The 25,322-nt window shown below is 72.7% G+C and carries 23 protein-coding genes; 14 read left to right on the plus strand and 9 right to left on the minus strand.

Going from position 1 to position 25,322, the window contains the following annotated elements; all coding sequences use genetic code 11:
• Positions 1-56: 56 nt before the first annotated feature.
• Positions 57-233, minus strand: coding sequence for a hypothetical protein (locus IE153_RS37160; protein WP_189594107.1), 177 nt, complete (start codon positions 231-233; stop codon positions 57-59).
• A gap of 219 nt (positions 234-452) precedes the next feature.
• Positions 453-3,503 (minus strand): SARP-family global regulator AfsR, encoded by a 3,051-nt coding sequence (gene afsR / locus IE153_RS37165; protein ID WP_189594108.1) that lies wholly within the window; start codon positions 3,501-3,503, stop codon positions 453-455.
• A gap of 226 nt (positions 3,504-3,729) precedes the next feature.
• Here afsR and IE153_RS37170 point away from each other — a divergent pair, with 226 nt between their 5' ends.
• The 6 genes from IE153_RS37170 (at position 3,730) to IE153_RS37195 (ending at position 11,174) form a co-directional block, all read left to right on the plus strand.
• Positions 3,730-4,977 (plus strand): amidohydrolase family protein, encoded by a 1,248-nt coding sequence (locus IE153_RS37170; RefSeq protein WP_189594109.1) that lies wholly within the window; start codon positions 3,730-3,732, stop codon positions 4,975-4,977.
• 14 nt (positions 4,978-4,991) lie between these two features.
• Positions 4,992-5,894 carry a TIGR03619 family F420-dependent LLM class oxidoreductase gene (locus IE153_RS37175; protein ID WP_189594177.1) on the plus strand — a complete coding sequence of 301 codons (903 nt, stop codon included), beginning with the start codon at positions 4,992-4,994 and terminating at the stop codon, positions 5,892-5,894.
• Positions 5,895-5,903: 9 nt separating this feature from the next.
• Positions 5,904-6,674, plus strand: coding sequence for an SDR family NAD(P)-dependent oxidoreductase (locus IE153_RS37180; protein ID WP_189594110.1), 771 nt, complete (start codon positions 5,904-5,906; stop codon positions 6,672-6,674).
• Positions 6,675-6,787: 113 nt separating this feature from the next.
• Positions 6,788-7,906 carry an LLM class flavin-dependent oxidoreductase gene (locus IE153_RS37185; RefSeq protein WP_031105620.1) on the plus strand — a complete coding sequence of 373 codons (1,119 nt, stop codon included), beginning with the start codon at positions 6,788-6,790 and terminating at the stop codon, positions 7,904-7,906.
• A gap of 89 nt (positions 7,907-7,995) precedes the next feature.
• Entirely contained in the window at positions 7,996-9,726 is a 1,731-nt protein-coding gene (locus IE153_RS37190) for an N-acyl-D-amino-acid deacylase family protein (protein WP_189594111.1), read from the plus strand.
• Complete coding sequence (locus IE153_RS37195) at positions 9,723-11,174, plus strand: aldehyde dehydrogenase family protein (RefSeq protein ID WP_189594112.1); 1,452 nt, start codon at positions 9,723-9,725, stop codon at positions 11,172-11,174. Before IE153_RS37190 ends, IE153_RS37195 begins: the two co-directional genes overlap by 4 nt.
• Before the next feature lie 6 nt (positions 11,175-11,180).
• Here the strand turns inward: IE153_RS37195 and IE153_RS37200 are convergent, their stop codons facing one another.
• Positions 11,181-11,573: a nitroreductase/quinone reductase family protein gene (locus tag IE153_RS37200; RefSeq protein WP_189594113.1), complete on the minus strand. Its 393-nt coding sequence runs from the start codon at positions 11,571-11,573 to the stop codon at positions 11,181-11,183.
• Between the two features lie 99 nt (positions 11,574-11,672).
• Between IE153_RS37200 and IE153_RS37205 the strand changes: the two genes are divergently transcribed.
• Positions 11,673-12,494 carry an endonuclease/exonuclease/phosphatase family protein gene (locus tag IE153_RS37205; RefSeq protein WP_189594114.1) on the plus strand — a complete coding sequence of 274 codons (822 nt, stop codon included), beginning with the start codon at positions 11,673-11,675 and terminating at the stop codon, positions 12,492-12,494.
• Here IE153_RS37205 and IE153_RS37210 read toward each other — a convergent pair.
• The 3 genes from IE153_RS37210 to IE153_RS37220 all read right to left on the minus strand — a co-directional run bounded on the left by IE153_RS37210 (position 12,491) and on the right by IE153_RS37220 (position 15,943).
• The gene (locus IE153_RS37210; protein WP_189594115.1) at positions 12,491-14,005 is read right to left on the minus strand and encodes a CehA/McbA family metallohydrolase; all 1,515 of its coding nucleotides are present in this window, start codon (positions 14,003-14,005) and stop codon (positions 12,491-12,493) included. The two genes, IE153_RS37205 and IE153_RS37210, sit on opposite strands and share 4 nt — an antisense overlap.
• A gap of 139 nt (positions 14,006-14,144) precedes the next feature.
• Positions 14,145-14,795, minus strand: coding sequence for a response regulator transcription factor (locus IE153_RS37215; RefSeq protein ID WP_189594116.1), 651 nt, complete (start codon positions 14,793-14,795; stop codon positions 14,145-14,147).
• Complete coding sequence (locus IE153_RS37220; protein WP_189594117.1) at positions 14,792-15,943, minus strand: sensor histidine kinase; 1,152 nt, start codon at positions 15,941-15,943, stop codon at positions 14,792-14,794. The genes IE153_RS37215 and IE153_RS37220 overlap by 4 nt, the downstream gene beginning before the upstream one ends.
• A gap of 133 nt (positions 15,944-16,076) precedes the next feature.
• Here IE153_RS37220 and IE153_RS37225 point away from each other — a divergent pair, with 133 nt between their 5' ends.
• The 5 genes from IE153_RS37225 to IE153_RS37245 all read left to right on the plus strand — a co-directional run bounded on the left by IE153_RS37225 (position 16,077) and on the right by IE153_RS37245 (position 21,090).
• Positions 16,077-16,775 carry a class I SAM-dependent methyltransferase gene (locus IE153_RS37225; protein WP_229829352.1) on the plus strand — a complete coding sequence of 233 codons (699 nt, stop codon included), beginning with the start codon at positions 16,077-16,079 and terminating at the stop codon, positions 16,773-16,775.
• A complete protein-coding gene (locus IE153_RS37230; RefSeq protein WP_189594118.1) occupies positions 16,772-17,278 on the plus strand; it encodes a DedA family protein in 507 nt (168 codons plus the stop codon). The genes IE153_RS37225 and IE153_RS37230 overlap by 4 nt, the downstream gene beginning before the upstream one ends.
• Positions 17,279-17,331: 53 nt before the next feature.
• Entirely contained in the window at positions 17,332-18,177 is an 846-nt protein-coding gene (locus IE153_RS37235) for a TIGR03619 family F420-dependent LLM class oxidoreductase (RefSeq protein WP_189594119.1), read from the plus strand.
• Between the two features lie 73 nt (positions 18,178-18,250).
• A complete protein-coding gene (locus IE153_RS37240) occupies positions 18,251-18,460 on the plus strand; it encodes a hypothetical protein (protein WP_229829353.1) in 210 nt (69 codons plus the stop codon).
• Between the two features lie 44 nt (positions 18,461-18,504).
• Positions 18,505-21,090, plus strand: coding sequence for a bifunctional FO biosynthesis protein CofGH (locus IE153_RS37245; protein ID WP_189594120.1), 2,586 nt, complete (start codon positions 18,505-18,507; stop codon positions 21,088-21,090).
• A gap of 25 nt (positions 21,091-21,115) precedes the next feature.
• Here IE153_RS37245 and IE153_RS37250 read toward each other — a convergent pair whose 3' ends face one another.
• Together IE153_RS37250 and IE153_RS37255 are read right to left on the minus strand one after the other, a co-directional pair.
• Complete coding sequence (locus IE153_RS37250; RefSeq protein WP_189594121.1) at positions 21,116-22,525, minus strand: hypothetical protein; 1,410 nt, start codon at positions 22,523-22,525, stop codon at positions 21,116-21,118.
• An 18-nt stretch (positions 22,526-22,543) separates the two neighbouring features.
• On the minus strand, positions 22,544-23,014 hold the full coding sequence (locus tag IE153_RS37255; protein ID WP_189594122.1) for a GtrA family protein: 471 nt from the start codon (positions 23,012-23,014) through the stop codon (positions 22,544-22,546).
• A gap of 123 nt (positions 23,015-23,137) precedes the next feature.
• Here IE153_RS37255 and IE153_RS37260 point away from each other — a divergent pair, with 123 nt between their 5' ends.
• Positions 23,138-24,136, plus strand: a complete 999-nt coding sequence (locus tag IE153_RS37260) for a glycosyltransferase family 2 protein (RefSeq protein ID WP_189594123.1) — start codon at positions 23,138-23,140, stop codon at positions 24,134-24,136.
• A 107-nt stretch (positions 24,137-24,243) separates the two neighbouring features.
• The gene (locus tag IE153_RS37265; protein WP_189594124.1) at positions 24,244-24,798 is read left to right on the plus strand and encodes a hypothetical protein; all 555 of its coding nucleotides are present in this window, start codon (positions 24,244-24,246) and stop codon (positions 24,796-24,798) included.
• On the opposite strand, the gene IE153_RS37270 is transcribed toward IE153_RS37265, so the two are convergent.
• A complete protein-coding gene (locus IE153_RS37270) occupies positions 24,791-25,303 on the minus strand; it encodes a DUF2165 domain-containing protein (protein ID WP_189594125.1) in 513 nt (170 codons plus the stop codon). The two genes, IE153_RS37265 and IE153_RS37270, sit on opposite strands and share 8 nt — an antisense overlap.
• Positions 25,304-25,322: the final 19 nt, after the last annotated feature.

Raw genomic sequence — 25,322 nt, forward strand, 5'->3', positions numbered from 1 at the left:
CGGCCGCGACGGCTCCCCCTCCGCGCCGCCGCGGCCGAACCCCGTGTGACGGTGGCTTACTTCGCCGGCTTGAACGGCTCCGACGTGGCGTGCAGGTCCTTCGTCTCCAGCGGCTCGTCCGTGGCGTGCAGGTCCTGCTTCTTGACGGCGCCCTCGTCCGTGGCGTGCAGGTCCTTGGTCTCCAGCGGCTCGTCCGTGGCGTGCAGGTCCTGCGGCTTGAGCTGGTCGCCCATGATCGTCAACTCCCCTTGGCGTGGATCAAGCAGTGAGGTCGGCGGGCCCGCCCGGTCACTCCCCCGAGTGTGGCCGGGCGGGACCCACCCGGGCCGCTCGCCCCGAACGACCGGAGCGAGGCCCGTGCGGTGACCCGTCTGCCCCCCGACGCGACGGATCGACTGCGTCCATCATGGCGTGGGGGGATAAACGAATGATGAACGCCCCGTCCCGTCGCCTCAGGCCGCCTGCACCGGGGACAGCAGCGCACGCACCTCGGCGGCCTCGGGCGAGCCCAACTCCTCGTAGATCCCGGCCGCTTCCTGCCAGCAGACCTGGGCCCGGCCGGTCTGGCCGATGCCGCTCAGCGCGCGTCCGAGGACCGTGAGGACGTTGCCCCGCCGCCACTCCCCGCCGATCCCGCGGAGGACCGTGAGGGCCATCTCGGCGTTGGCGGCGGCCCGCGCCGCACGCCGGGCGGCGAGATCCACCTCGGCCAGCCGGAACAGACTCATGCCCTCCCAGAGGCGCTGCCTGCTGTCCCGGAACACCTCCAGCGCCTCCTGGAGCCGCTCGGCGGCGCTGTTCAGCTCCCCGCTCTGAGTGAGGGCGAGCCCGAGGGCGTAGCGGGCGTTCGCCCCGCGCAGGGAGTTGCCCATGGCGTCGTAGATGTCGATGCCCTCCTGGGCCAGCGCGACCGCGCTCTGGGTGCGCCCGGTCGCGAGATGGATCCGGGAGAGGTTGCAGAGCGCGGCGGCCACGCCGGGGCGGTCGCCCAGGGCCCGGAAGTGCTCGATGGCCCGGGAGAGGTGCTCCTCGCCGTCCGCGTGGCGGTTCTGGTAGAGCGCGATGATGCCGCGCGCGTTGCGCGCCCAGCAGACGGGGAGCAGGTCGTCGGACTCCTGCGCGAGGCGGATGGCCCGTTCCGCCTCCTCCTCGGCCCGTTCGAAACGGCCGCTCACGTGGTGGACGTTGACGAGCGTCATCAGTGCCCGGGCCTCCGCCCGGCCGAGGCCGTGCGACCGGGCCGCGCCGACGAGCGCCTGGGCGGTCGCCTCGTACTCCTTGGAGTTGGCCCCCGACTCGGAAAGGTCGTGCGCCGCCCACAGCATGTCGATCGCCCGGGGGAGTGTCTCCGGCCGCCCCGCGGCCTGCCGTACGCAGGCGAGGAGGCAGATGGCCTCCGCGTACAGCCAGTCCTGCGCCGCGTGCCGGTTGTCGAACCGCAGACCCGGGTACGACGTGGGCTCCAGGTGATCCACCAGCCGGTCCCCCGGCCGCTCGATCGCGTACACCCCGGCCGCGGACGCCAGGTAGAAGTCCAGCAGCCGGGACAGCGCCGAGCCCCGTTCGCTCGGGGGGAGTTCGTCCCTTTCCGCACAGGCACGCGCGTAGAGCCGCACCAGGTCGTGGAAGCGGTAGCGGCCGGGGGCCGCCGATTCGAGGAGGGAGGTGTCCACGAGGGACTCCAGCAGGTCCTCCGTGTCCTCCACCGGCAGGTCCAGGACCGCCGCCGCGGCGGCCAGGGAGATGTCGGGGCCGTCCGCCAGACCGAGCAGGCGGAACGCGCGCGCCTGGGCGGGTTCCAGCTGGCCGTAGCCGAGCTCGAAGGTCGCCTTGACGGCCAGGTCACCGGCCTGGAGCTCGTCCAGGCGGCGGCGCTCGTCGGCGAGCTTCGCCGCGAGGACCGACACCGTCCAGGTACGGCGGGCTGCCAGGCGGGACGCCGCGATGCGGATGGCCAGCGGCAGGAAGCCGCAGGCCGCGACCACGTCGAGCGCGGCCTTCCGCTCGGACGCCACCCGCTCCTCGCCCACGATCTTCGTGAAGAGCGCCAGCGCCTCGTCCGGGGACATCACGTCGAGGTCGATCAGGTGGGCGCCCGCCAGGTCCAGCATCCGCACCCGGGAGGTGACCAGCGCGGCGCAGCCGTCCGTGCCGGGCAGCAGGGGGCGCACCTGGGCGGCGTCCCGGGCGTTGTCCAGCAGGACCAGCACCCGGCGCCCGGCGAGGACCGAGCGGTAGAGGGCCGCGCGTTCCTCCAGGGAGTCGGGGATCGCCGAGTCGGCCGTGCCGAGGGCGCGCAGGAAGGAGCCCAGGACCGTCTCCGGCTCCGCCGCCCGGGCACCCGCCCCCTGGAGGTCGACGTACAACTGCCCGTCCGGGAAGGCCGCGCGCGCCTGGTGCGCCACGTGCACCGCCAGGGTCGTCTTGCCGACGCCGCCGATGCCGGCCAGGGCCGAGACCGCCATGACCCGGCCCTCGGCGGAGGCCAGGATGTCGCCGAGCTCCCGCACGAAACCGGAGCGGCCGGTGAAGTCCGGCACAGTCGCGGGCAGTTGTGCCGGGCGGACCGGGACGGCGGCCGGCTCGGGCGCCGGGGAGGAGGGCTCCGCCAGCCCGGGGTCCGCCTGGAGGATCCGCTGCTGCAGCTCGCTCAGGCCGGGGCGCGGGTCCACACCGAGTTCGTCGGCGAGCAGGCGGCGGGTGTCGGCGTAGACGGCCAGTGCCTCGGCCTGGCGGCCGCTGCGGTAGAGCGCCAGCATCAGGAGCTCCCGGAGCCGCTCCCGGAGCGGGTGGGCCGCGGTGAGGGCCGTGAGCTCCGAGACTGCTTCGGCGTGGCAGCCCTGCTCCAGGTCCATGTCCAGGCGCGATTCGACGAGTTGGAGCCGCCACTCCTCCAGCCGGACGCGCTGGGTCTCCGCGTACGGGCCCGGCACTCCGGCCAGGGTCTCCCCGTCCCACAGGGCGAGGGCGCGGCGCAGGGTCTCGCGGGCGTGGCAGAGGTCGCCCGCGGAGCGGGCCTTCTCCGCCTCGGTCGCCAGGTCCTGGGCGACGGTGAGGTCAAGGGCCTCCTCGGCGAGGTCGCGGACCGCGTAGCCGCCGGACTCGCTGACCAGGACGGCGGTGGCCGTGGTGCCGCCGGACCGGCGGGCCTCGCCGCCCGGGTCCAGCACCTTGCGCAGGCGGGAGGCGTACGTCCGTACCGCCGCCAGCGCCTGCGAGGGCGGTTCCTCGCCCCACAGGGCGTCGATCAGCTCCGCGGCCGTGGCGGTGCGGCCCTCGCGCAGCAGCAGGGCGGCGAGCAGGGCGCGTTGCTGGGGGGACCCGGTGGTGACCGGCTCGTCGCCGCGCCAGGCGCGCACGGGCCCGAGCACGCTGAAGCGCAGAGCGGCGGTCTCCGCCGGCCGCTCCGCCCCGGGCGTCGCCGACGGTTCCGACGGCGTCGGCGTGGAGTCGGGACGCCGCTGCTCCGGTACGCGCGGCACACCGTCCGGTACACCGTCCATGCAGTCCCCCTAGACATCCTGAGCAACCACGCCAGTTTGCCTTGTTGACGGCGGATACGTCAGCCGTGGGAGACACCGATCACAGGGCGGCACACGGGAGTCCACCAAGTCTGCACACTCTCTCCGCGCCCACCCGGCCGAGTCGAGTGAATCACGCCATCATGGCCGGAATCCGCCTCGGCAGGCATAGCTGACGCCCCGTCAGATCAGCGCTACCGTGAGCGCCATGGACACCCACGACAGCACGTTTCCGCTGATCATCTCCGTGGACGACCACACCGTTGAGCCCGCGAGCGTCTGGCAGAACCGGCTTCCGGGGAAGTACCGGGAGGTCGGACCGCGTATCGTCCGGGCCCCCGTGAAGGAAATGACGTTCCTCGGAGGCCGCTTCAAGCCGGTGATGGGGCAGCCCGGGGACGACGGGCCGGTCGGGGACTGGTGGGTCTACGAGGAGTTGCGGCGGCCCCTGACGCGGCTCGACACCGCCGTGGGGTACGACAGGGACGAGATCAAGCTCGAGGTCATCACGTACGAACAGATGCGCCCGGGTTCTTATGACGTCACCTCCCGCCTCGCCGACATGGACGTCAACCACGTCCAGTCCGCCCTGTGTTTCCCGACCTTCCCGCGCTTCTGCGGCCAGACCTTCACCGAGGCCAAGGACCACGACCTCGGCCTGCTCTGCGTGCGCGCCTACAACGACTGGATGGTGGAGGAGTGGTGCGGCCCGGACGCGCACGGGCGGCTCATCCCCCTGCCCCTCATCCCCCTCTGGGACGCCGAGCTCGCGGCGGCCGAGGTCCGGCGCAACGCCGCCCGCGGGGTCCGTGCCGTCGCCTTCTCCGAGATACCGCCGTTCCTCGGGCTGCCCTCGATCCACACCGAGGGCTGGGACCCGTTCCTCCAGGCGTGCGACGAGACCGGGACCGTCGTCGCCATGCACATCGGCTCCAGCAGCCGGATGCCGTCCACCTCCGCCGACGCCCCGCCCGCCGTCGGCTCCACCATCACGTACGCCAACTGCTGCTTCTCCATGGTCGACTGGCTGATGAGCGGCAAGTTCGAGCAGTTCCCGAACCTCAAGGTCATGTACGCCGAGGGGCAGATCGGCTGGATCCCCTACATCCTGGAGCGGGCCGACGTGGTGTGGGAGGAGAACCGCGGCTGGGGCGGCGTCGCCGACAAGGTGCACCGGCCGCCGTCTGAGCTCTTCGCCGAGCACGTCTACGGCTGCTTCTTCGACGACGCCTTCGGACTGCGCAACCTCGACTCCATCGGCGTCGGCAACGTCCTCTACGAGACCGACTACCCCCACTCCGACTCCACCTGGCCCAAGTCCCGCGAGGTCGGCGAGGCGCAGATGGGGCACCTGGAGCCCGACGTGGTCGAGCGGATCGTGCGGGGGAACGCCATCGAACTGCTCGGGCTGACAGAGGAAGGGCTGTGGCCGGGCGGCGCCGGTGGTGCGCGGTGAGCCTGCGGTACGGGATGCAGCTTCCCGTCCAGTCGCAGAGCACCCTCTACGCCGAGGGGTGGGAGGCGGAGGCCGGGCCGGACGACCTGCTGGAGATCGCCCGCGCCGCCGACCGGGCCGGGTTCGACTACCTGGCCGGCTGCGACCACGTCGCCATCCCGCGTCGCCTCGCCGCCGCCATGAGCACCGTCTGGTACGACCCCGTCGCCACGCTCGCCTTCCTCGCCGCCGCCACCGAACACGTCAAGCTGCTCAGCCATGTCGCGATCGTCGGGCTGCGGCATCCCCTGCTCACCGCCAAGCAGTACGCCACCCTCGACCACCTCAGCGGAGGCCGGCTGATCCTCGGGGTCGGCGCCGGGCACGTCCAGGAGGAGTTCGAGGCCCTCGGTGTCGACTTCCGGCAGCGCGGGGCCGTGCTCGACGAGTGTCTCGACGCCCTGCGTGCCGCCCTCGGGCCCGACGAGTTCCCCGAGCACCACGGCAAGCTGTACGACTTCGAGGGGCTCGGGCAGCGGCCCCGGCCGGTGCAGGACCGGATCCCCGTCTGGGTCGGCGGTTCCTCACCGGCCGCCGTGCGACGGGCCGCGCTCAGGGGCGACGGCTGGCTGCCGCAGGGGGATCCGAGGGATCGGCTGCCCGCGCAGATCACACGCATCAGGGAACTGCGCGAAGAGGCCCGTGTCCAGGGCCCGTTCACCGTGGGCGCCATCGTCGAACCGCTCTACGTCGGCACGCCCCGGTGGGAGGTGGGGCGCCGGACCCTCACCGGTGGGCCGCGGGAGCTCGCCGAGTCGCTGCGGGCGTACCGGGCGATGGGCGTGCACCAGATCCAGGTGCGGTTCCGCAGCCGGAGCCGCAGTGAACTCACCGACCAGATCGCGGCGTTCGGCGCCGAGGTCGCCCCCGAGCTGTGAGGAGACCCCATGGGCAAGCTCGACGGACGCGTCGTCATCGTCACCGGCGCCGCACGCGGCCAGGGCGAGCAGGAGGCACGGCTGTTCGCGGCCGAGGGGGCCCGGGTGGTCGTCGCGGACGTCCTCGACGACCAGGGCGAGGCCCTCGCGAAGGAGATCGGCGCGCGCTACCTCCATCTCGACGTCGGCAGCGAGGACGACTGGCAGGCCGCCGTCACGGCCACCAAGGACGCCTACGGTCATCTCGACGGCCTCGTCAACAACGCAGGCATCCTGCGCTTCAACTCCCTCCTCGACACCCCCCTCGACGAGTTCATGCAGGTCGTCCGGGTCAACCAGGTCGGCTGCTTCCTCGGCGTCAGGACGGTCGCCCCGGAGATGGCCGACGGGGGCACGATCGTCAACACCGCCTCCTACACGGGCCTGACCGGGATGGCCGCGGTGGGCGCCTACGCGGCGACCAAGCACGCCGTGGTCGGTCTGACCCGGGTCGCCGCCCTGGAGCTGGCCGGGCGCGGGATACGCGTCAACGCCGTCTGCCCCGGGGCCATCGACACGGCGATGTCCAACCCGGCCCGGCTGGACCCGGACGCCGACCTCGTGGAGACGGCGAAGGGACTCGACCGGCTGTACCGCAAGCTGGTGCCGCTGGGCAGGGTCGGGCGGCCCGAGGAGGTGGCCAGGCTCGCGCTGTTCCTGACCTCGGAGGACTCCTCGTACATCACGGGTCAGCCGTTCGTGATCGACGGCGGGTGGCTGGCCGGGGTCAGCGTCATCTGACGTATCTGACGAACCATCAGCTATTGACGCTCCCGGAGGGCGGTGGAACAGTCGGACCATAAATCTGACGCGCCGTCAGAAATGATGAACCGATCGTGGGGCGGTGAACCTCCTTGGAATTCGGCATCTTCGTTCAGGGATACGTCGGCAAACGGGCCGAGACCGACCCGCTCGCCGAGCACAAGGCGCTGATGGAGGAGACCGAGTACGTCATCCAGGCGGACAAGTCCGGCTTCAAGTACGCCTGGGCCTCCGAGCACCACTTCCTGGACGAGTACTCGCACCTGTCCGCCAATGACGTCTTCCTCGGCTACCTGGCCCACGCGACCGAGCGGATCCACCTGGGCTCCGGCATCTTCAACCCGCTGGCCCCGGTCAACCACCCGGTGAAGGTCGCCGAGAAGGTCGCGATGCTCGACCACCTCAGCGGCAACCGCTTCGAGTTCGGCAGCGGGCGGGGCGCCGGATCCCACGAGATCCTCGGGTTCATGCCGGGGGTGACCGACATGAACCACACCAAGGAGCTCTGGGAGGAGACCATCGCCGAGTTCCCCAAGATGTGGCTCCAGGACGAGTACCAGGGCTTCCAGGGCAAGCACTGGTCGCTGCCGCCGCGGAAGGTCCTGCCGAAGCCGTACGGCGGGGCGCACCCGGCGATGTGGTACGCCGCCGGATCGCCGCCGTCGTACGCCATGGCCGCGAAGAAGGGGCTCGGCGTGCTCGGCTTCAGCGTGCAGAAGGTCTCCGACATGGAGTGGGTGCTGGAGCAGTACAAGACGGCGATCGTGGACGCGGAGCCGGTCGGGGCCTTCGTGAACGACAACGTGATGGTGACGACCACGGCGATCTGCGCACCGACCCATGCGGAGGCGGTCCGGATCGCGGCGAGCGGGGGGCTGCACTATCTGCCCTCGCTGGTGTTCCGGTACCACGACACGTTCCCGCGGCCCGAGGGGTTCCCGGTGTGGCCGGAGACGCTGCCGGAGTACACCGAGGAGTTCGTGGAGGTGCTCATCGAGGAGGAGCTGCTGATCTGCGGGGATCCGGACGAGGTGCTGCGGCAGTGCGAGCGATGGGAGCGGGCCGGGGCGGATCAGTTGAGTTTCGGATTGCCCGTGGGGGTGCCGAAGGAGGAGACGCTGCAGACGATCCGGCTGGTCGGGGAGTACGTGATTCCCAAGATCGATACGGATCCCGTGCATCGGACTTCGCGGTTCCGGCGGGGTGGTTGAGCGTTCGTCGGCGGGTGCGGGTTCGTGGGGGCTGATCGCGCAGTTCCCCGCGCCCCTAAAGGCGTCCATCCCGAGGGAGTTGAGTGGGCATGCTCGATCACGTCATCAAGGGCGCGACCGTCGTGGACGGGACGGGTGCCCCGGCATACACCGCCGACGTCGGCATCCGCGACGGGCGGATCGCTGTCATCGGTCGGATCACCGAGGAAAGCCGGACCACCGAGGACGCTCACGGCCTCGTCCTCACCCCCGGCTTCGTCGACCCCCACACCCACTACGACGCCCAGCTCTTCTGGGACCCGTACGCCACGCCCTCGCTCAACCACGGGGTCACCACCGTCGCCGGTGGGAACTGCGGGTTCACGCTTGCGCCGTTGCACCCCGAGCGGCCCGGGGACGCCGACTACACGCGGCGGATGATGTCCCGGGTCGAGGGCATGGCGCTGGTGGCGCTGGAGGAGGGGGCGCCCTGGAACTGGCATTCCTTCGGGGAGTACCTGGACGCCCTGGAAGGGCGGATCGCCGTCAACGCCGGGTTCATGGTGGGGCACTGTGCGCTGCGGCGGTACGTGATGGGGCCGGAGGCGGTGGGCGGGCAGCCGAGTCAGGAGCAGCTCGCCGCGATGGTGCGGCTGCTGCGGGAGGCCATGGACGCCGGGGCGTGGGGGCTGTCCACCACCCAGTCGACCAGTCACTCCGACGGCGACGGACAGCCCGTCGCCTCGCGGCACGCCCAGCCGGCCGAACTGCTGGCACTGTCGCGGGCCGTCGGGGAGTGCGAGGGCACGCAGATCGAGGCGATCGTCGCGGGCTGTCTGGATCAGTTCAGTGACGCGGAGATCGATCTGTTCGTGGAGATGAGCGCGGTGGCGGGGCGGCCGCTGAACTGGAACGTGCTGACCATCGACGCGGCCGTTCCCGAGCGCGTGCCCCGGCAGCTGCTCGCGAGCGAGCAGGCGCGGAAGGCGGGCGGCAGGGTCGTGGCGCTGACCATGCCGATCCTCACGCCCATGAACATGTCGCTGGGGACGTTCTGCGCGCTGAACCTCATCCCCGGGTGGGGGCCGGTGCTCGGGCTGCCCGTGCCCGAGCGGATCGAGAGGCTGCGGGACCCGCAGGTGCGGGCCGAACTGCTGCGGCGGGCCCGTTCCAAGGAGGCGGGTGTCTTCCGGCGGCTGTCGAACTTCGGGCGGTACGTCATCGGCGACACCTACAGCGAGGCGAACGCCGGGCTCACCGGGCGCGTGGTGAACGACATCGCCGAGGAGCGCGGTCAGGAGCCCTTCGCCTGTCTGGTGGAGATCTGCGCCAACGACGGACTGCGCACGGTGCTGTGGCCGATGCCGACCGACAACGACCCGGCGTCCTGGGCGCTGCGGGCTCAGACCTGGAGCCACGAGGACGTGCTGCTGGGCGGGTCCGACGCGGGCGCCCATCTGGACCGGATGTGCGGGGCGCCGTACACCACCCGGTTCCTCGGGGACTGCCTGCGGGGGCGGAAGCTGGTCGGTCTGGAGCAGGCCGTGAAGATGCTGACCGACGACCCGGCCCGGCTCTTCGGGCTGCGGGAGCGCGGGCAGGTCCGGGAGGGCTGGCACGCCGACCTGGTCCTGCTCGACCCGGAGCGCATCGACGCGGGCCCGGCCACCCTGGTGCACGACCTGCCGGGCGACAGCCCCCGGCTGGACTCGCGGGCGCTCGGCGTACGGGCCGTCTGGGTCAACGGGGTCGAGGCGATCCGGGACGACGTGGTGACCGGGTCCGTACCGGGCCGGGTGCTGCGCTCCGGGCGGGACACGGAGACGGTGAGCACGCGGTGACGGCACGGCAGTCGCTGTTCGTCGGCGGCTCCTGGGTGGAGCCGGACGGCGGGCACTACGAGGTGATCGACCCGGCGGGCGAGCAGACCGTCGGGTGGGCGCCGGAGGCCTCGCGGGATCAGGTGCTCGCGGCCTGTGCCGCGGCCCGCGAGGCCTTCGGGCCGTGGTCGCGCACCTCGCCGGAGGAGCGTGCCGCGGTGCTCGGCCGGGCGGCGGGGATCATCGCCGGCCGGCTGACGGAGTACGCCGAACTGGCCCGGGCCGAGACCGGTGCGACGCTCGGCACCGCACGCGGCATGCAGGTCGGCGTCGCCGCCGCCCGCTTCCGGCGCTACGCGCGCGTGGAGCCCGCCGAGTGGGCGATCCCGCCCCAGATCAACGAGGCCGGGCCGATGGGGAAAGCCGGTGTGATGGGCGCCCTGGCCGTCCGGCAGCCCGTCGGGGTCGTCACCTGCATCACCTCGTACAACAACCCCTGGGCCAACCCCGCCGGCAAGATCGCCCCCGCTCTGGCCATGGGCAACACGGTCGTGGTGAAACCCGCCCCGCAGGACCCGCTGTCGGTGTACCGGATGGCGGAGGCCCTGGAGGCGGCGGGCGTGCCACCGGGCGTGGTCAACGTCGTCAGCGGCTCCCGTACGGAGGCCGGCGAGGCGGCCGTGGCGTCGCCGGACGTCGACATGGTGAGCTTCACCGGCTCCACGGCGGTCGGGCAGCGCATCGCCGAGGTGTGCGGGCGCGGCATGAAACGGCAGTTGATGGAGCTGGGCGGGAAGGGCGCCGCGGTCGTCTTCGACGACGCCGACCTGGGCTCGGCCGTCGCCGGGATCGGCACCACCTTCTCCTTCTACAGCGGCCAGATCTGCACGGCACCGACGAGGGTGCTGGCGCAGCGCGGGATCTACGACCGGCTGGTGGAGCAACTGGCCGCCTATGCCCGGCGGTTGAAAGTGGGAGACCCGGGCGAGCGGGACACCGTGGTCGGGCCGGTGATCTCGGCGGCGCACCGGGACCGGGTGGAGTCGTACGTCGAACTGGGCCGAAAGGAAGGCGCGGTGGTGATGTCGGGCGGCGAACGCCCGGCCCTCCCCGGCGGCTTCTACGTCGCCCCGACCCTCCTGGCGGACTGCACCAACGACATGCGCGTGGTCCGCGAGGAGATCTTCGGGCCGGTGGTGGCCGTCGTCCCCTTCGACGACGAGGACGAGGGCGTCGCGCTCGCCAACGACACCGACTACGGGCTCATCGACTACGTCTGGTCGGGCGACGTGGCCCGGGCCTTCCGCGTGGCGCGGCGGCTGCGGGCCGGCGGCGTCGGGATCAACACCGTCGGTCGGAACATGGAGGCGCCCTTCGGCGGGTTCAAGCAGAGCGGAGTGGGCCGCGACGTCGGCTCGTACGCCCTGCACGCCTACAGCGAGGTGCAGGCGATCGTCTGGCCGGGGTGACGCCGCTCAGGCGTCCAGATCCACCCGAACCGTCAGCAGGTTCGTCCCGAGGGCCCGGACGCCCAGGCTGTTGACCCGGGGCAGCCCCCGCAGCCGGGCCACCGGGTCGTCCTCGGGCAGCAGATGCGCGGTGCCTTCGTGCCACCGGCCGCGGATCCGTACCCGCACCCGGGGATCCGCCTTGATGTTGCGCACGTACTGGGACCGTTCGCCGAACTCCGACACCAGCCAGAAGGAGCCGCCGACGCGGCGTCCGCCCACCGGCGTCCGACGGGGCAGGCCCGAGACGCGGCCCGTGGTCTCCAGAACCGTCTGGAGGGGGAGGCGGCGCAGGATCGGGTTGAGGCGGCGCTGGAAGGCCGTGGTGGCGCGGAACCTCAGGTCGGTGCGGCGGGACATCGTCGGCGGGTCTCCTTCGCACGAAGCTCTCACGGTTTCTGCAAGCGGTCCTGCTTCAATGATCCCCGACGCGGCATCGAGGAGAGCGGGTGGCTGCGGGTGCGGATCGTGACCTGGAACCTCTGGTGGCGCTTCGGGCCGTGGCAGACGCGGCAGAAGGCGATCCTCACGGCCCTGCGGGAGCTGCGGCCCGACGTCGTCGGACTGCAGGAGGTGTGGGCGGCCGGCGGCGAGAACCTCGCCGAGTGGCTGGCCGGTGAGCTGGGCCTGCACCGCGCCTGGGGCGCCTCGCCCGCCCCGGAGCGCTGGCAGCGGCGGATCGGGGACCCGACGGTCGGCATAGGCAACGCCGTGCTGAGCCGATGGCCGGTCGTCGCCCAGGACGTGCTGCCGCTGCCCGCCCCGGCCGACACGGACGACGGCCGCCTAGCCCTCTACGCCCGCCTGGCCGCTCCCGGTCACGAAGTGCCCTTCTTCACCGCCCACTTCACCTCCGCGCTGCACGCCTCGGCGGTCCGCTGCCGCCAGGTCGCCGCGCTCGCCGAGTTCGTCGCCCGGCACCGCGGCGACACCCCGTTCCCGCCCGTCGTCACCGGCGACCTCAACGCCTGGCCCGATTCCGACGAGGTCCGTCTCCTCGGCGGTTACAAGACCGCCCCGACCGTGCCCGGCCAAGTCCTCGTCGACGCCTGGGAGTACGCCGACCCGGCCGCGCCCTCCGCAACCTGGGACGCGGCCAACCCGCATGTGACGCCCGCCCGGCGGCCCGGCGGACGCATCGACTACATCCACGTCGGCCCGCCCGGCCCCGGCGGACTCGGCCGCGTACGGGACGCACGGCGGGCCTGCGACGGCCCCGTGGACGGCGTCTGGCCCTCCGACCACGCGGCGGTCGTGGCCGACCTGGAGGATGCGCCCTAGTCCGTGCGGCGCCCCAGGAAGATCGGGTTGGTGAACGCCGCCAGTGGGCCGGGCAGCGGTCCCGCGGCCGCCTCGTGCCGCAGTTCGGCCCGTACGTACGCCGCGTAGGACGGCGTCGTGCGCCACTCGACCACGCCCGAGCCGGAGACCGGCAGCGGGTCGCTGGTGTGCAGGACGCCCTGGTCGGTGACGAAGCGGACGGTGCAGCGTGGGGCGCCCGTGACCTCCAGGCGGACGGTGACCGGGGTGTCGCGGTCCACCCTCAACCGCTCGCCGATCCCGGCGTGTTCACCGCGCCCGCCGGACACCCGCAGCGACAGCGCGACCCGCGCGGACTCGGCGACGTAGGACCGTCCCGCCCGGATGCCCTCCTGGATCGCCTCCCGGGTCAGGTCGTCGGCCAGGACGACCGTCTGGGGGCTGCCCACCGCGTCCGGGGAGCGGTGGGCGTCGCTGCTGCCCATCGCCGGGAGCCAGCCGCGCCCGTCCCGTACGGACGCCACGAGCATGCTGTCCCAGTCGGCCAGCGCGACCTCGTCGTCGGGCGTGTAGGGGCCGTTCCACACCTCGACCGCGTCCGCCTCGTCGAAGCCGAACTTCCAGTTGCAGCCGACGCAGGTGGCGTGCGGGTGGGCCGGGACGACCAGGCCGCCGGCCCGGCGGATCTGCCGGGCGAACCGGCCGAAGCGGTTGTCGCGGGCCCGGTAGCGCCAGTCGACGAAGGTGCCCGGGTCGGTGCCGAGCGCGACGACGTGCCCGTTGCGGGTGGTGATCTCCTCGCCCAGCATGACGAGCAGGTCGTCCCCGGCCACGTCGGCCCAGTGGGCGTGCGCGGAGTGCGTGTTGTGCTCGGAGGAGTTGATGAAGTCCAGGCCGGCCGCCCGGGCCAGCTCCCCGATCTCGGCGGGGGTGCGGCGGCCGTCGGAGTGCCAGGAGTGCAGATGGCAGTCGCCCCGGTACCAGGCCCGGCCCCGGCCCTTCGCCCGCTCCGGCGGATACACCGGCTCGGCGGCCTCGCCCGGCTCCCCGTGCGTGAGCGTGATGGTGATCTCGTACGACAGGCCCTGCGGGGCGACGGTGTACGGGCCGAGCGCGATGTGCCAGGTGCCCTCGCGCACCGGGCCCGGGAGGTAGCCGGGCGTCGCGTCGTCCGCGCGGATGAAGAACTCGGTGCGCGCCCCGCCCGACCAGCCCCGGAAGCCCCGGCCGCCGAGCTCGGTGCCGCGGTCGTCGAAGACGCCGATGTCGAGGGCGTTGCCCATGGTGCCGGCCGGGACGGACGGCCGGTCGTAGGTGTAGGCGACCTTGAGCTCCCGGACACCGGCCGGGACCTCGACGGGCACGTACACGAAGTCCGGGGAGCCGGGTGGCAGCGTGCCGCGCACGGTTCTGCTCTCCCGGTCCCCGTCGGCCGCTGAAGCGAAGCTCACGCTTCCCAACGTAAGGGCGGCCGCGGCTCCCGTCACGAACAGAGCGCGCCGACCGAGCCCGCCGTGGCTGTCCTCGCACATGCTGCTGCTCCCCAGGTGTCGTCGGTGACATGGCACGGGTGGTGCGGGGGTGGTGCGTGCCACCCTTGTATGCGGCCGTGAACCGCCGTGCAAGAGAGGGGAATTGGACGGCGGGCGGGAGGGAAACAGGCCGCGCCGGTCAGGGGGTGAGGCCCGCGTCCCGGGCCAGCAGGGCCGCCTGCACCCGGTTGGTGACCTCCAGTGCGGTGAGGATGCGGCTGACGTGCGCCTTGACGGTGCTCTCCCGCATGCCGAGGCGGCCGGCGATGTCGGCGTTGGTGTCACCCCGGGCGAGCAGGGCCAGGACGTCGCGCTCCCGGGGGGTGAGCCGGTCCGACCGGGCCCGGGCGGTGGTCGCCTGCGGCCCGCCCGAGCGGTGGTAGCGGTCGATGAGCCGCCGGGCCGCACTCGGGTGGAGCATCGCCGATCCGGCGGCGACGAGATGGACGGCCCGAAGGATCTCGGCGGGATCCGTGTCCTTCAGCAGGAATCCGTCGGCCCCGGCCGCGAGGGCGTCGTAGACGTACTCGTCGAGGTCGAAGGTCGTCAGGGTGATCACCTTCGGGGGGTGGGGCAGGGCGCGCAGCCGGGCCGTGGCGGTGATGCCGTCCATGCGGGGCATGCGGACGTCGACGAGGGCGACGTCCACGCGGTGCGCGGTGGCCTGCTCGACGGCGTGCAGTCCGTCGGTCGCCTGGGCGACGACCTCGATGCCCGCGTCCCCGTCGAGGAGGTCGGTCAGGCCGAGACGGACCAGGGCGTCGTCGTCGGCGATCAGGGCGCGGATCATGGGGCGTTGCCGTTCTCTTCGAGGGGCGCGGGGTGGGGGATGCGGGCGGCGAGCCGCCAGCTGCCGGCCCCGTTCGGCCCGGCGTGCAGATGGCCGCCGAGGGCGGAGACCCGCTCACGCAGACCCACCAGCCCGAACCCCGAGGCGACGGCGGCGGCCGGGCTGCCGGGGGTGTTGGTGACCTCCACGGTGGTGGCGGGCGGCCCGTAGCCGAGGTGGATGCGCACCGGGGCGCCTCCGGCGTGCTTGCGGGCGTTGGTCAGTGCCTCCTGGACGAGGCGGTGGACGGCGAGCCGGTGGGCGGCGGGAGCCTCCTCGGGCCGGCCGTCCACCTCCACCTCGGCCCGCTGCCCCGCGGCCCGGGCCTGCTCGACCAGCTCGTCCACATCGCGCAGGACGGGCCCGGGAGCGGCCGCGGCGGGCTCGGCCCCGGGGTCGCGCAGGGCGCCGAGGACGTCGCGGAGGTCGGCCAGGGCGTCGGTGGAGGCGGTGCGCAGCAGGGCCAGGCGCTCCACGACCGGCTCGGGCAGCGGTTCAGGCCTGGTCGTCAGGACGCCGGTGTGCAGGGCGATCAGGCTCAGCCGGTGCGCCAGGACGTCGTGCATCTCCGCGGCGATCCGCGATCGTTCGGCGGCCCGGGCGGCCTCCTCGCGCAGCTCCCGCTCGACGCGCAGGTGCTCGACCTGGTCGCCCAGCGCCTTCAGCAGCCGCCGGCGGTTGCCCACCCACAGCCCGCCCACCAGGGCCAGCAGCACGAACAGGGTGGAGCCGTACCGCTGCGGGGTCCACAGGGAGATCGCCGGGGGGATGAGGAGGTTGGCGCCCAGCGCCGCCGCGGCGCAGCCCATCGCCAGGCGGGCACGCCGGTGCACCGTCAGGTCGAACAGCGCGACGAGCAGCAGCGGCAGCAGCGGCCACCCCCACAGCCCGGTCGCCACGGTGGCCGGTACGGCGGAGGCGTACCAGGGCAGCCGCCGCACCAGCAGGGCCGCCCCGCACAGCGCCGCGGCGACGGTGGCCGGGACGAGGTACCGGCCGCCGGTGGTGGTGGCGCTGTTCTGCACGGCGAGGACGGTCAGCAGCACGACCAGGCACCGGCGCCCGAAGGTGCTCCACCCGCTCCACCGGAAGCTCTCTCTCCGTTTCACCCCCCGGATCCTAGGCGGGCTCGGCCCGGCCGCCCTCCGACCTCAGTACCGCTTTTACCCCCTACTTTCGTAGGGGAAGGCCGTCGTACAACGAGGGATCTTTGAGCGCAGGCTCGTTCCTAGCGTCGAAACCATGGATTTCCGAACCATGGACTGGACGTTCCTCACCGAAGCGGCCCGTGATCCGCGCACCACCGGCGCCCTCGCTCCGAGCGGCAGGGCCCTGGCCCGGGCGCTGACCGACCCGGTGCGCACCCCGGCCCCGGGGCCGCTGACCGTGCTGGAGGCGGGCGCCGGCACCGGGGCGGTCACCCGCGCCCTCATCCCCCGGCTGTCCCCGGGCAGCCGCCTGGACGTGGTCGAGGCCAACCCGCGCTTCGCCGCCCGGCTGCGCAGGCTGGTCGACACCCACCCCCATCTGGCCGGGCAGCCCGAGCGCGTCCGGGTCCGTTGCGCCTACGTCGAGGACCTGCCCGGCGAGCGGCGCTACGACGTGATCGTCTCCGGCCTGCCCCTGACCAACCTCACCCCCGACGCGGCCGACGCGGTCATGGCCCGCTACCTGGAGCTGCTCCACCCCGGCGGCACCCTGACCTACTTCGCCTACCTGGGCACCCGGCACGCTCGCACCCTGCTGTCCTCCCGTGCGGAGGCCCGCCGGCACCACGCGGTCGAGGAGGTCATGGCCGCCTACCAGCGCCGGTACGCCACCGGCCGCTGGTCGGTGTGGGCCAACCTCCCGCCGGCCCGGGTCTGGCAGCTGCGGCGCCCGGAACAACCGGACGCGGGCACGGTCCGGCCCGAGCACGCCGCGGCCGGGGACGCCCGGTGACCGTCCCGTCGGACCTGCTCGGCCACGTCCCCGCCACCGCCGCCTATTCGCTGCTGGCGGCGGCGGTCCTGGCCGAATCCGTCCTGCTGGCCGGCGCGCTCGTCCCCACGCTCGGCCTGCTCCTGGCGGCCGGCGCGCTCGCCCGTACCGGAGCCCTGAGCCTGCCGCTGGTCGTCGCGGTCACCGCGGGCGCCGCGGCGGCCGGTGACTTCCTGGCCCACCGCACCGGAGCCCTGCTCGGCGACCGTCTGCGCACCGGGCGACCGGGCAGCCGCATCCCGGCCACCGTCTGGCGGCAGGCCGAGGCCCGCATGGACCGCCACGGCGGCCGGGCCGTCTTCGTGGCCCGCTTCCTCCCGGTGGTCCGCACCCTCACCCCGCACCTCGCGGGCGCCACCCGTCTGCCCTACCGCCGCATCGCCCCCTACAGTGCGGTCGCGGCCCTGCTGTGGGCGGGGACCGAGGCCGGAGTCGGCTATGCGGCGCTCGCGACCGTCCACTGAAGGTCCGACCAGTCGGTATGGACAGATGCGCCGCGCTCGGGTAGGGATGCGTCATGCGCATCGCCGTGACGATCTTCCTCACCGACGAGACGATCACCCCGACCCGGCTCGCCCGGGAGCTGGAGGACCGCGGTTTCGCGGGGCTGTACCTGCCCGAGCACACCCACATCCCCGTCGAGCGGACCACCCCGTACCCGGCGGGCGGTGAGCTGCCGCCCGAGTACGGGCGCACCCTCGACCCGTTCGTGGCCCTCGGCCAGGCCGCCGCCGTCACCGAGCGGCTCGGGCTCGGCACGGGCATCACGCTCGTCGCCCAGCACGACCCGATCGCCCTGGCCAAGCAGATCGCCACCCTCGACCACCTCTCCGGCGGCCGGTTCACGCTCGGGCTCGGCTTCGGCTGGAACGTCGAGGAGGCCGCCGACCACGGCGTGCGGTGGAGCGCACGGCGCGAGCTGGTCCGGGACCGGATGGCGCTGATGCGGGCCCTGTGGTCGGAGCAACCGGTCGCCTACGAGGGGGAGTTCGGCGGCGTCCGGGCCAGCCACGCGTACCCGAAGCCCGTGCAGAAGCCGCGCGGCCCGGTCGTCGGCCCGCGCACGCTCGTCGGCGGGGCCGCCGGACCCAAGCTGTTCTCGCACATCAGCGAGTACGCCGACGGCTGGCTTCCGATCGGCGGCCGTGGTCTGGGCGAGGCGCTGCCCGTCCTGCGCACCGTCTGGGCCGACGCCGGCCGCGACCCCCGGGCCCTGCAGATCGTCCCCTACGCCGTCCACCCCACCCCGGGCAAGCTCGCCCACTACGCCGACCTCGGTATCGAGGAGGTCGTGGCGCAGCTGCCTCCGGCGGGGGAGGCGGAGGTGCTGAAGACGCTGGACGGACTCGCCGCCCTTCTCTGACAACTCCCCTGTCTGGCATGCCGGTTGGCTCCCGCTACTAAACTACCGGTCAGTTCGCCACGGGGGAGAGAACATGATGAGGCTCAGCTGGTTGTCCTGGCTCCTGCGCCATTTCACCGAGTACGGGTACAGCCAGGGGTTGCTGCGTGCCGCGATCGGCACCACGGCCGTGCTGGTGACCGCCGCGCTGGTCTGGTTCACCCTGCACCGCAACAGACCGGCCGCCGTCGCCGCCGCCGGCCTCACCTCGGCCCTGGGCATCGGTTGGCTGGCGTTCCACTGACGGGGCTTCCCCGAGCCTGATCAGCGCACTCGTATGCTCGAAGGATGACGACCTCCGCGACCTCCGGAACCGGCCCCACCGACAACTCCATGCGTCGCGCCCTGAAACGGGCCAGGGACGGTGTCTCGCTCGACGTCGCCGAGGCGGCGGTGCTGCTCCAGGCCCGGGGCGAGCAGCTGGAGGACCTGTCGGCCTCGGCCGCCCGGGTGCGGGACGCGGGCCTGGCGGCGGCCGGGCGGCCCGGCGTCATCACGTACTCCAAGTCCGTCTTCATCCCGCTGACCCGGCTGTGCCGGGACAAGTGCCACTACTGCACCTTCGTCACCGTCCCGGGCAAGCTGCGCCGTGAGGGTCACGGGATGTTCATGTCGCCGGACGAGGTGCTGGACATCGCCCGCAGGGGCGCGGCCCTCGGCTGCAAGGAAGCCCTCATCACCCTCGGTGACAAGCCCGAGGACCGCTGGCCGGAGGCGCGCGAGTGGCTCGACGCGCACGGCTACGACGACACCCTCGCCTACGTCCGCGCCATCTCCATCCGGATCCTGGAGGAGACGGGCCTGCTTCCGCACCTGAACCCGGGCGTCATGAGCTGGACGGACTTCCAGCGTCTGAAGCCGGTCGCGCCCAGCATGGGCATGATGCTGGAGACCACCGCGACCCGTCTCTGGTCGGAGCCGGGCGGCCCGCACCACGGCTCCCCCGACAAGGAGCCCGCGGTGCGGCTGCGCGTGCTGGAGGACGCCGGGCGGTCCTCCGTGCCCTTCACCTCGGGCGTCCTCATAGGCATCGGCGAGACCTACGAGGAGCGCGCCGAGTCGCTGTTCGCGCTGCGGAAGGTCTCCCGCGCCTACCACGGCGTCCAGGAGCTGATCATCCAGAACTTCCGCGCCAAGCCGGACACCGCGATGCGCGGTATGCCCGACGCGGAACTGGACGAACTGGTCGCCACGGTGGCCGTCGCGCGGCTCCTCATGGGCCCGAGCGGCAACATCCAGGCCCCGCCCAACCTCGTCGACGACGAGTACGAGCGGCTGATCGGCTCCGGCATCGACGACTGGGGCGGGGTCTCCCCGCTCACCATCGACCACGTCAACCCCGAGCGCCCCTGGCCGCAGATCGAGCAGCTAGCCGAGAAGTCCCGCGCCGCCGGTTTCGAACTGCGCGAACGCCTCTGCGTGTACCCGGAGTTCGTGCGGCGCGGCGAGCCCTGGCTGGACCCGCGGCTGCGCCCGCACGTGGCCGCGCTGGCCGACCCGGAGACCGGCCTCGCGCGCTCCGAGGCGCTGCCGCAGGGCCTGCCGTGGCAGGAGCCGGAGGAGGTGTTCACGGCGTCCGGCCGTACCGACCTGCACAGCTCCATCGACACCGAGGGCCGTACCTCGGACCGCCGGGACGACTTCGACGAGGTGTACGGCGACTGGGGCGCCCTGCGCGAGGCCGCCGCCCCGGGCATGGCCCCCGAGCGCATCGACACCGACGTGCGCGAGGCCCTGCGCACGGCGGCCGACGACCCCACGCGGCTCACCGACGACGAGGCGCTGGCCCTGCTGCACGCGGACGGCCCGGCGCTGGACGCCCTCGCCCGGATCGCCGACGACGTGCGCAAGTCGGCCGTGGGCGACGACGTCACCTACATCGTCACCCGCAACATCAACTTCACCAACGTCTGCTACACCGGCTGCCGCTTCTGCGCCTTCGCCCAGCGCCGCACGGACGCCGACGCCTACACCCTCTCCCTGGACCAGGTCGCGGACCGGGCCAAGCAGGCCTGGGACGTGGGCGCGGTGGAGGTGTGCATGCAGGGCGGCATCCACCCGGACCTGCCGGGCACGGCGTACTTCGACATCGCGCGGGCCGTGAAGGAACGCGTCCCGGGCATGCACGTGCACGCCTTCTCGCCGATGGAGGTCGTCAACGGCGCGACCCGCACCGGCATGTCCATCCGCGAGTGGCTGACCGCCGCCAAGGAGGCGGGCCTGGACACCATCCCCGGCACGGCCGCCGAGATCCTCGACGACGAGGTCCGCTGGATCCTCACCAAGGGCAAGCTGCCCGCGGCCGACTGGATCGAGGTCGTCAGCACCGCCCACGAGCTGGGCATCCGCTCGTCCTCGACGATGATGTACGGCCATGTCGACCAGCCCCGGCACTGGCTCGGGCACCTGCGCACCCTCGCCGGCATCCAGCAGCGCACGGGCGGCTTCACCGAGTTCGTGACCCTGCCGTTCGTGCACACCAACGCGCCGGTCTACCTCGCGGGGATCGCCCGCCCGGGCCCGACCATGCGGGACAACCGCGCGGTCACGGCCATGGCCCGGCTGCTGCTGCACCCGCACATCCCCAACATCCAGACCAGCTGGGTGAAGCTGGGCACGGAGGGCGCCGCCGAGATGCTCCGCTCGGGCGCCAACGACCTCGGCGGGACGCTCATGGAGGAGACCATCTCCCGCATGGCGGGCTCGTCGTACGGGTCGTACAAGTCGGTGAAGGACCTCATCGCGGTGGCGGACGCGGCCGGGCGTCCCGCCAGGCCCCGCACCACCCTCTACGGCGACGTCCCGCAGGAGCGGCAGCGCGCGGCGGCGGCCTCGGACGGGCATCTGCCCGAGCTGCTGCCGGTGCTCGACTGACCGGCGCCTACTGGCTTCCGGCGCCCTACTGGCTTCCGGCGTCCGCCGGCTGATGCGCCGGCAGGGCGCGGCCGGCCGTGGCGCCGGGAGCCGCAGGGGGCGGTGCGGTCCTGCCGCGGCCCAGCCATAGCAGCAGCAGGCCGAGGGCACAGGCGAGCGCGGGCCAGTACACGTAGCGGAAGTCCGTCGCGGGCATGATCGGCAGATAGCCGAGGATGTAGGCGGCCGAGCTGATGCCCAGCGCCCGCACGGGCATGGCGAACAGGCCCCGGCCGGGGCGGATGGCCAGCACCAGCGCGACCGTGAGCCAGAACCAGCCGCGGAACAGCCACCGCAGGTCCGCGGCCATGCCCTCGACGTACGTGCCGAGCATGTCCGCCAGCCGGGGGTGCGCCACCCCGACGCCGAGGTCGTTGCGGGTGATGCCCCCCTTGTACACGTAGTCGGTCTCGAACAGCAGCGTCGCGAAGAGCCGCAGCCGGTACTGGAGATAGCCCGGAACGTGCCCGCTCATCTCGCGCAGCCACAGCGAGGTGATCTCGCCGGAGTCCCCGCGCAGCCCGTCCGCCGGGCGCCGGTAGCAGGCCCAGTAGGCGTCCGACAGGGCCCCGACCCGGTCGCACTCCCGCGCCGAGGCCACCAGCCGGTCCCGCAGTCCGGGCGGCACGTCCGCGGAGCGCAGTTCGTCCACCGTCAGGACGTGGACGAGGTCGTCGAGCATGATCTGCGCGCCCTGTTTCGTCTGGAGGGGCTGCGCGAACAGGGAGATCGCGGCGGCGGGCACCACCAGGGCCGCGACGAGCGCGGCCGTGCACGTCAGCCACGTACGGCGCCCCGGAGCGCGCCACAGGGCGAGGACGAGCATGACGAACACCGGGATCGCGGCGACGAAGGCGTTCTTGCGCACCAGCATGGCGTAGGCCAGGAACAGCGCCCCCAGCCCGAGCAGCGCCCACCGCACGGCCGGACGCGGGTCCCCCTCGCGCAGCCGCAGCCCGGTGAAGGCGACCGCGCAGGCGGCGAGCAGCGCGAACGCCGCGTGCACGTCCTTCCACACCACCCCGGCGAAGTTCAGCACGAAGGGCGCGAGCCCCACGCCGAGCACGGCGAGTGACCCGCCGCGGCTCCGGGTCAGCTCCCACACACACCGGGCCAGCACCCACAGCGCGCCCCAGAGGACGGCGGACTGCAGGACGAGCATCGAGGTGATCGACCCGGTCAGGGAGATGAGCGCCCGCCACACCAGGCTCAGCACCGGCGGATGCCAGTCGGTCAGGGGAGCCTTGCCCTGGGCCTGCCGGAGCTGGTCGAGACTGTCGGGGCTCAGGAATCCGGGGGCGAAGACGAGGACCGTGGCCAGGCAGCAGAGCGCGGCGACGGCGGCCAGAACCCAGACCCAGCGCTGCGCACGCGCCACCGTTGGCTTTTGTCCCATATGCCGGATGTTAGCGGCTCAGGATGCGACGAAGACGTAGCGCCGGTAGGCGTAGAAGCGGAACAGCGTCGCGAGTACCCAGCCGAGGATGCGGGCGGTGTTGTCGCTGAGCGCCGAGTCGAGCCCGAGCAGATGCCGCGAGGCGTAGACCGTGCCCGCGGTGATGGCGAGCCCCACCCCGTTCGCGACGAGGAACAGCAGCAGCTCGCGGGACACCTTCTCGCGGTGCCGGCCGCGGTAGGTCCAGTAGCGGTTGCCGACCCAGCTGAAGAGCGCGGCCGCGGTCGTCGCGATGACGGACGCCTGCACGGGGGCGGTCCGCATCACCCCGCCCTCCGCGCCGCCGGGCAGACCGAAGACGAGCAGGTTGTAGCCGCCGTTGTCGACGACGAAGGCCAGGGCCCCGACGACGCCGAACTTGGCGGCCTCGCGCCAGATGCCCTTGATGGCGTCACGCGCACGCAGCGTCACAGAGTCGAGGACCGGCACGCGGCGAGCCTAACGACCCGGTGAGCGCCATCCGGTCAGGCGCGCTCATATCGCACTATGTCCGACTGTATGAGGTGCTGATGTATGAGGTGCTGACGGTGTGCGGAACCGGTCGAGTGAGGAGTGGTCGTGGAACCGACGATCGCGTGTGTCGTGCCCTGCCACAACGAGGAGGCGGCCGTCGGCAAGGTGGTCCGCGACCTGCGCGCGGCCCTGCCCGAGGCCGTCGTCTACGTGTACGACAACGCCTCCACCGACCGGACCGTGGAGGTCGCCCGGGCCGCGGGCGCGATCGTCCGGGAGGAGACCCGCAAGGGCAAGGGCAACGTCATCCGCCGCGCCTTCGCCGACGTCGACGCCGACGCGCTGCTCATCATCGACGGCGACGACACCTACGACGCCTCCCGCGCCCGCGACCTGGTGGACCTGCTCTTCGAAGGGCCGTACGACCAGGTCGTGGGAGCCCGCCGGGTGACGGTAGACGGGGCCTACCGGGCCGGGCACGCGGTCGGCAACAAACTGCTCACCGGGGCGGTCAGGTCCCTGTTCGGCAACGACGTGACCGACATGCTCAGCGGCTACCGGGTCTTCTCGCGGCGCTTCGTGAAGTCCTTCCCGGCGCTGGCCCGAGAGTTCGAGACCGAGACCGAGATGACGATCCACGCGCTGCACCTGCGGCTGCCCACCGCGGAGATCCTCACGGACTACCGGGTCCGGGCCGCCGGCGGCGAGAGCAAGCTGCGCACCTACCGGGACGGCTGGCGCATCCTGCGGGTCATCCTCGACCTGGCGCGGCGCGAGCGCCCCTCGCTGGTCCACACCGTGCTCGCGGGCGTGCTCGCCCTGGTCTCGGTCGTCCTCGGCATCCCCGTCATCGCCGACTTCGTCGAGACGGGCACCGTCCCCCGGGTGCCCACGGCGATCCTCGCCGCCGCGATCATGACCATCGCGGCGCTCGTGCTGCTCGTGGGCTACATCCTTGAGTCGCTCATGCACATGCGCCAGGAGCAGACCCGGCTCGTGCACCTCTCCTACCCGGCCCCGGTGCGCACCCCGCGCTACACCGCCCGCGGCGCCGGAACGGGCCCGGTCCCGGTCCGCAAGACCGCCGACGGCCCCTGAGGGAGCGGAGGGCCGTGGGGCAGAGGGGCAGTGAGCCGGCGGGTGCGCAGTACGATGATCGGAACCCCCTTCGGTGTGGGGTCCCGTGACTGAGGAGATGCGTGCCGGTGCCTGCCCGACTTCCTTCGTGGGCCTGGGTGACCGGGCTGACCGTGGGAGCGATAGCCGCGGTGACGGTCCTGGGCGTGCAGGCGGACCGGGGCTCGCACCCCACCGCCACCTCGGCCAAGCCGAGCAGCACGGCCTCGGCGCAGCCCACCCCCACGCCGACGGCCCCGGCGAAGGTGCCCGACGGCTCCGGCACCGGCCGGCGCGTCGTCTACTCCCTCGGGGAGAAGCGCGTCTGGCTGGTGGACGCGAGCGAGGCGACCCGCCGCACGTTCACCGTCTGGCCGGGCTCGGTCAGCCCCGACCCGGGCGACTACACGGTGTCGTCGCGCAACGCGGCCACGACCGGCTCGGACGGCGTCCAGATCGAGCACATCATGTACTTCGCCGCGAAGGACGGCGTCTCGGTCGCCTTCTCCAACGCGGTCGACGGATCGTCCCCGCCGCCCGCCGCCTCCGGTGGAAAGACCGGTGGGGTCCGGATGAAGAAGGCGGACGGCACGGCACTGTGGGCGTTCGGCACGGTCGGCACGACCGTGAACGTGGTCAGGTAGCGGAGGTCTCCGTCCGCGGGGACGGCAGCTGGTTGACGAGCAGCACGACGCCGCTGAACAGGAAGATCCGGGTCGCGGCGTCCAGCCCGTTCCAGCTCTTCGACTGCCACATCGAGAACCACTCACCGCCGATCGCGATGAACCCGGCCCCGAACAGCAGCATCACCATCAGCAGCCCGTACGTGGACATCCGCCGGGCGCGCAGGTCATCGCGTCTGGCCCACAGCCAGCTCCCGTATATGAGGACCAGCGCGGCGATCGTCTCCCAGACGATGATCCCCACGTAGGCGGCGTCCTGGAGCCCTTGGCTCGTGACGGCCCGCCACATCAGGTCCTCGTCCTTGAACGTGGTGTCCATGGCCAGCACGTGCCGGACGAACTGCTGGTTGGTCCCGAAGTCGGTGATGTTCCCGAACGCGACGAGCGCCATGTAGAGGGCGATGGTCGCGGTGAGCAGGGTGGCGGCGAGCGACAGCGTGCCGCGTGATGTGGAGGAGGTGGCCATGGCGATCATTCTCCCCGCG

The sequence above is a fragment of the Streptomyces massasporeus genome (genome assembly GCF_014648995.1).
Lineage (GTDB): Bacteria > Actinomycetota > Actinomycetes > Streptomycetales > Streptomycetaceae > Streptomyces > Streptomyces massasporeus.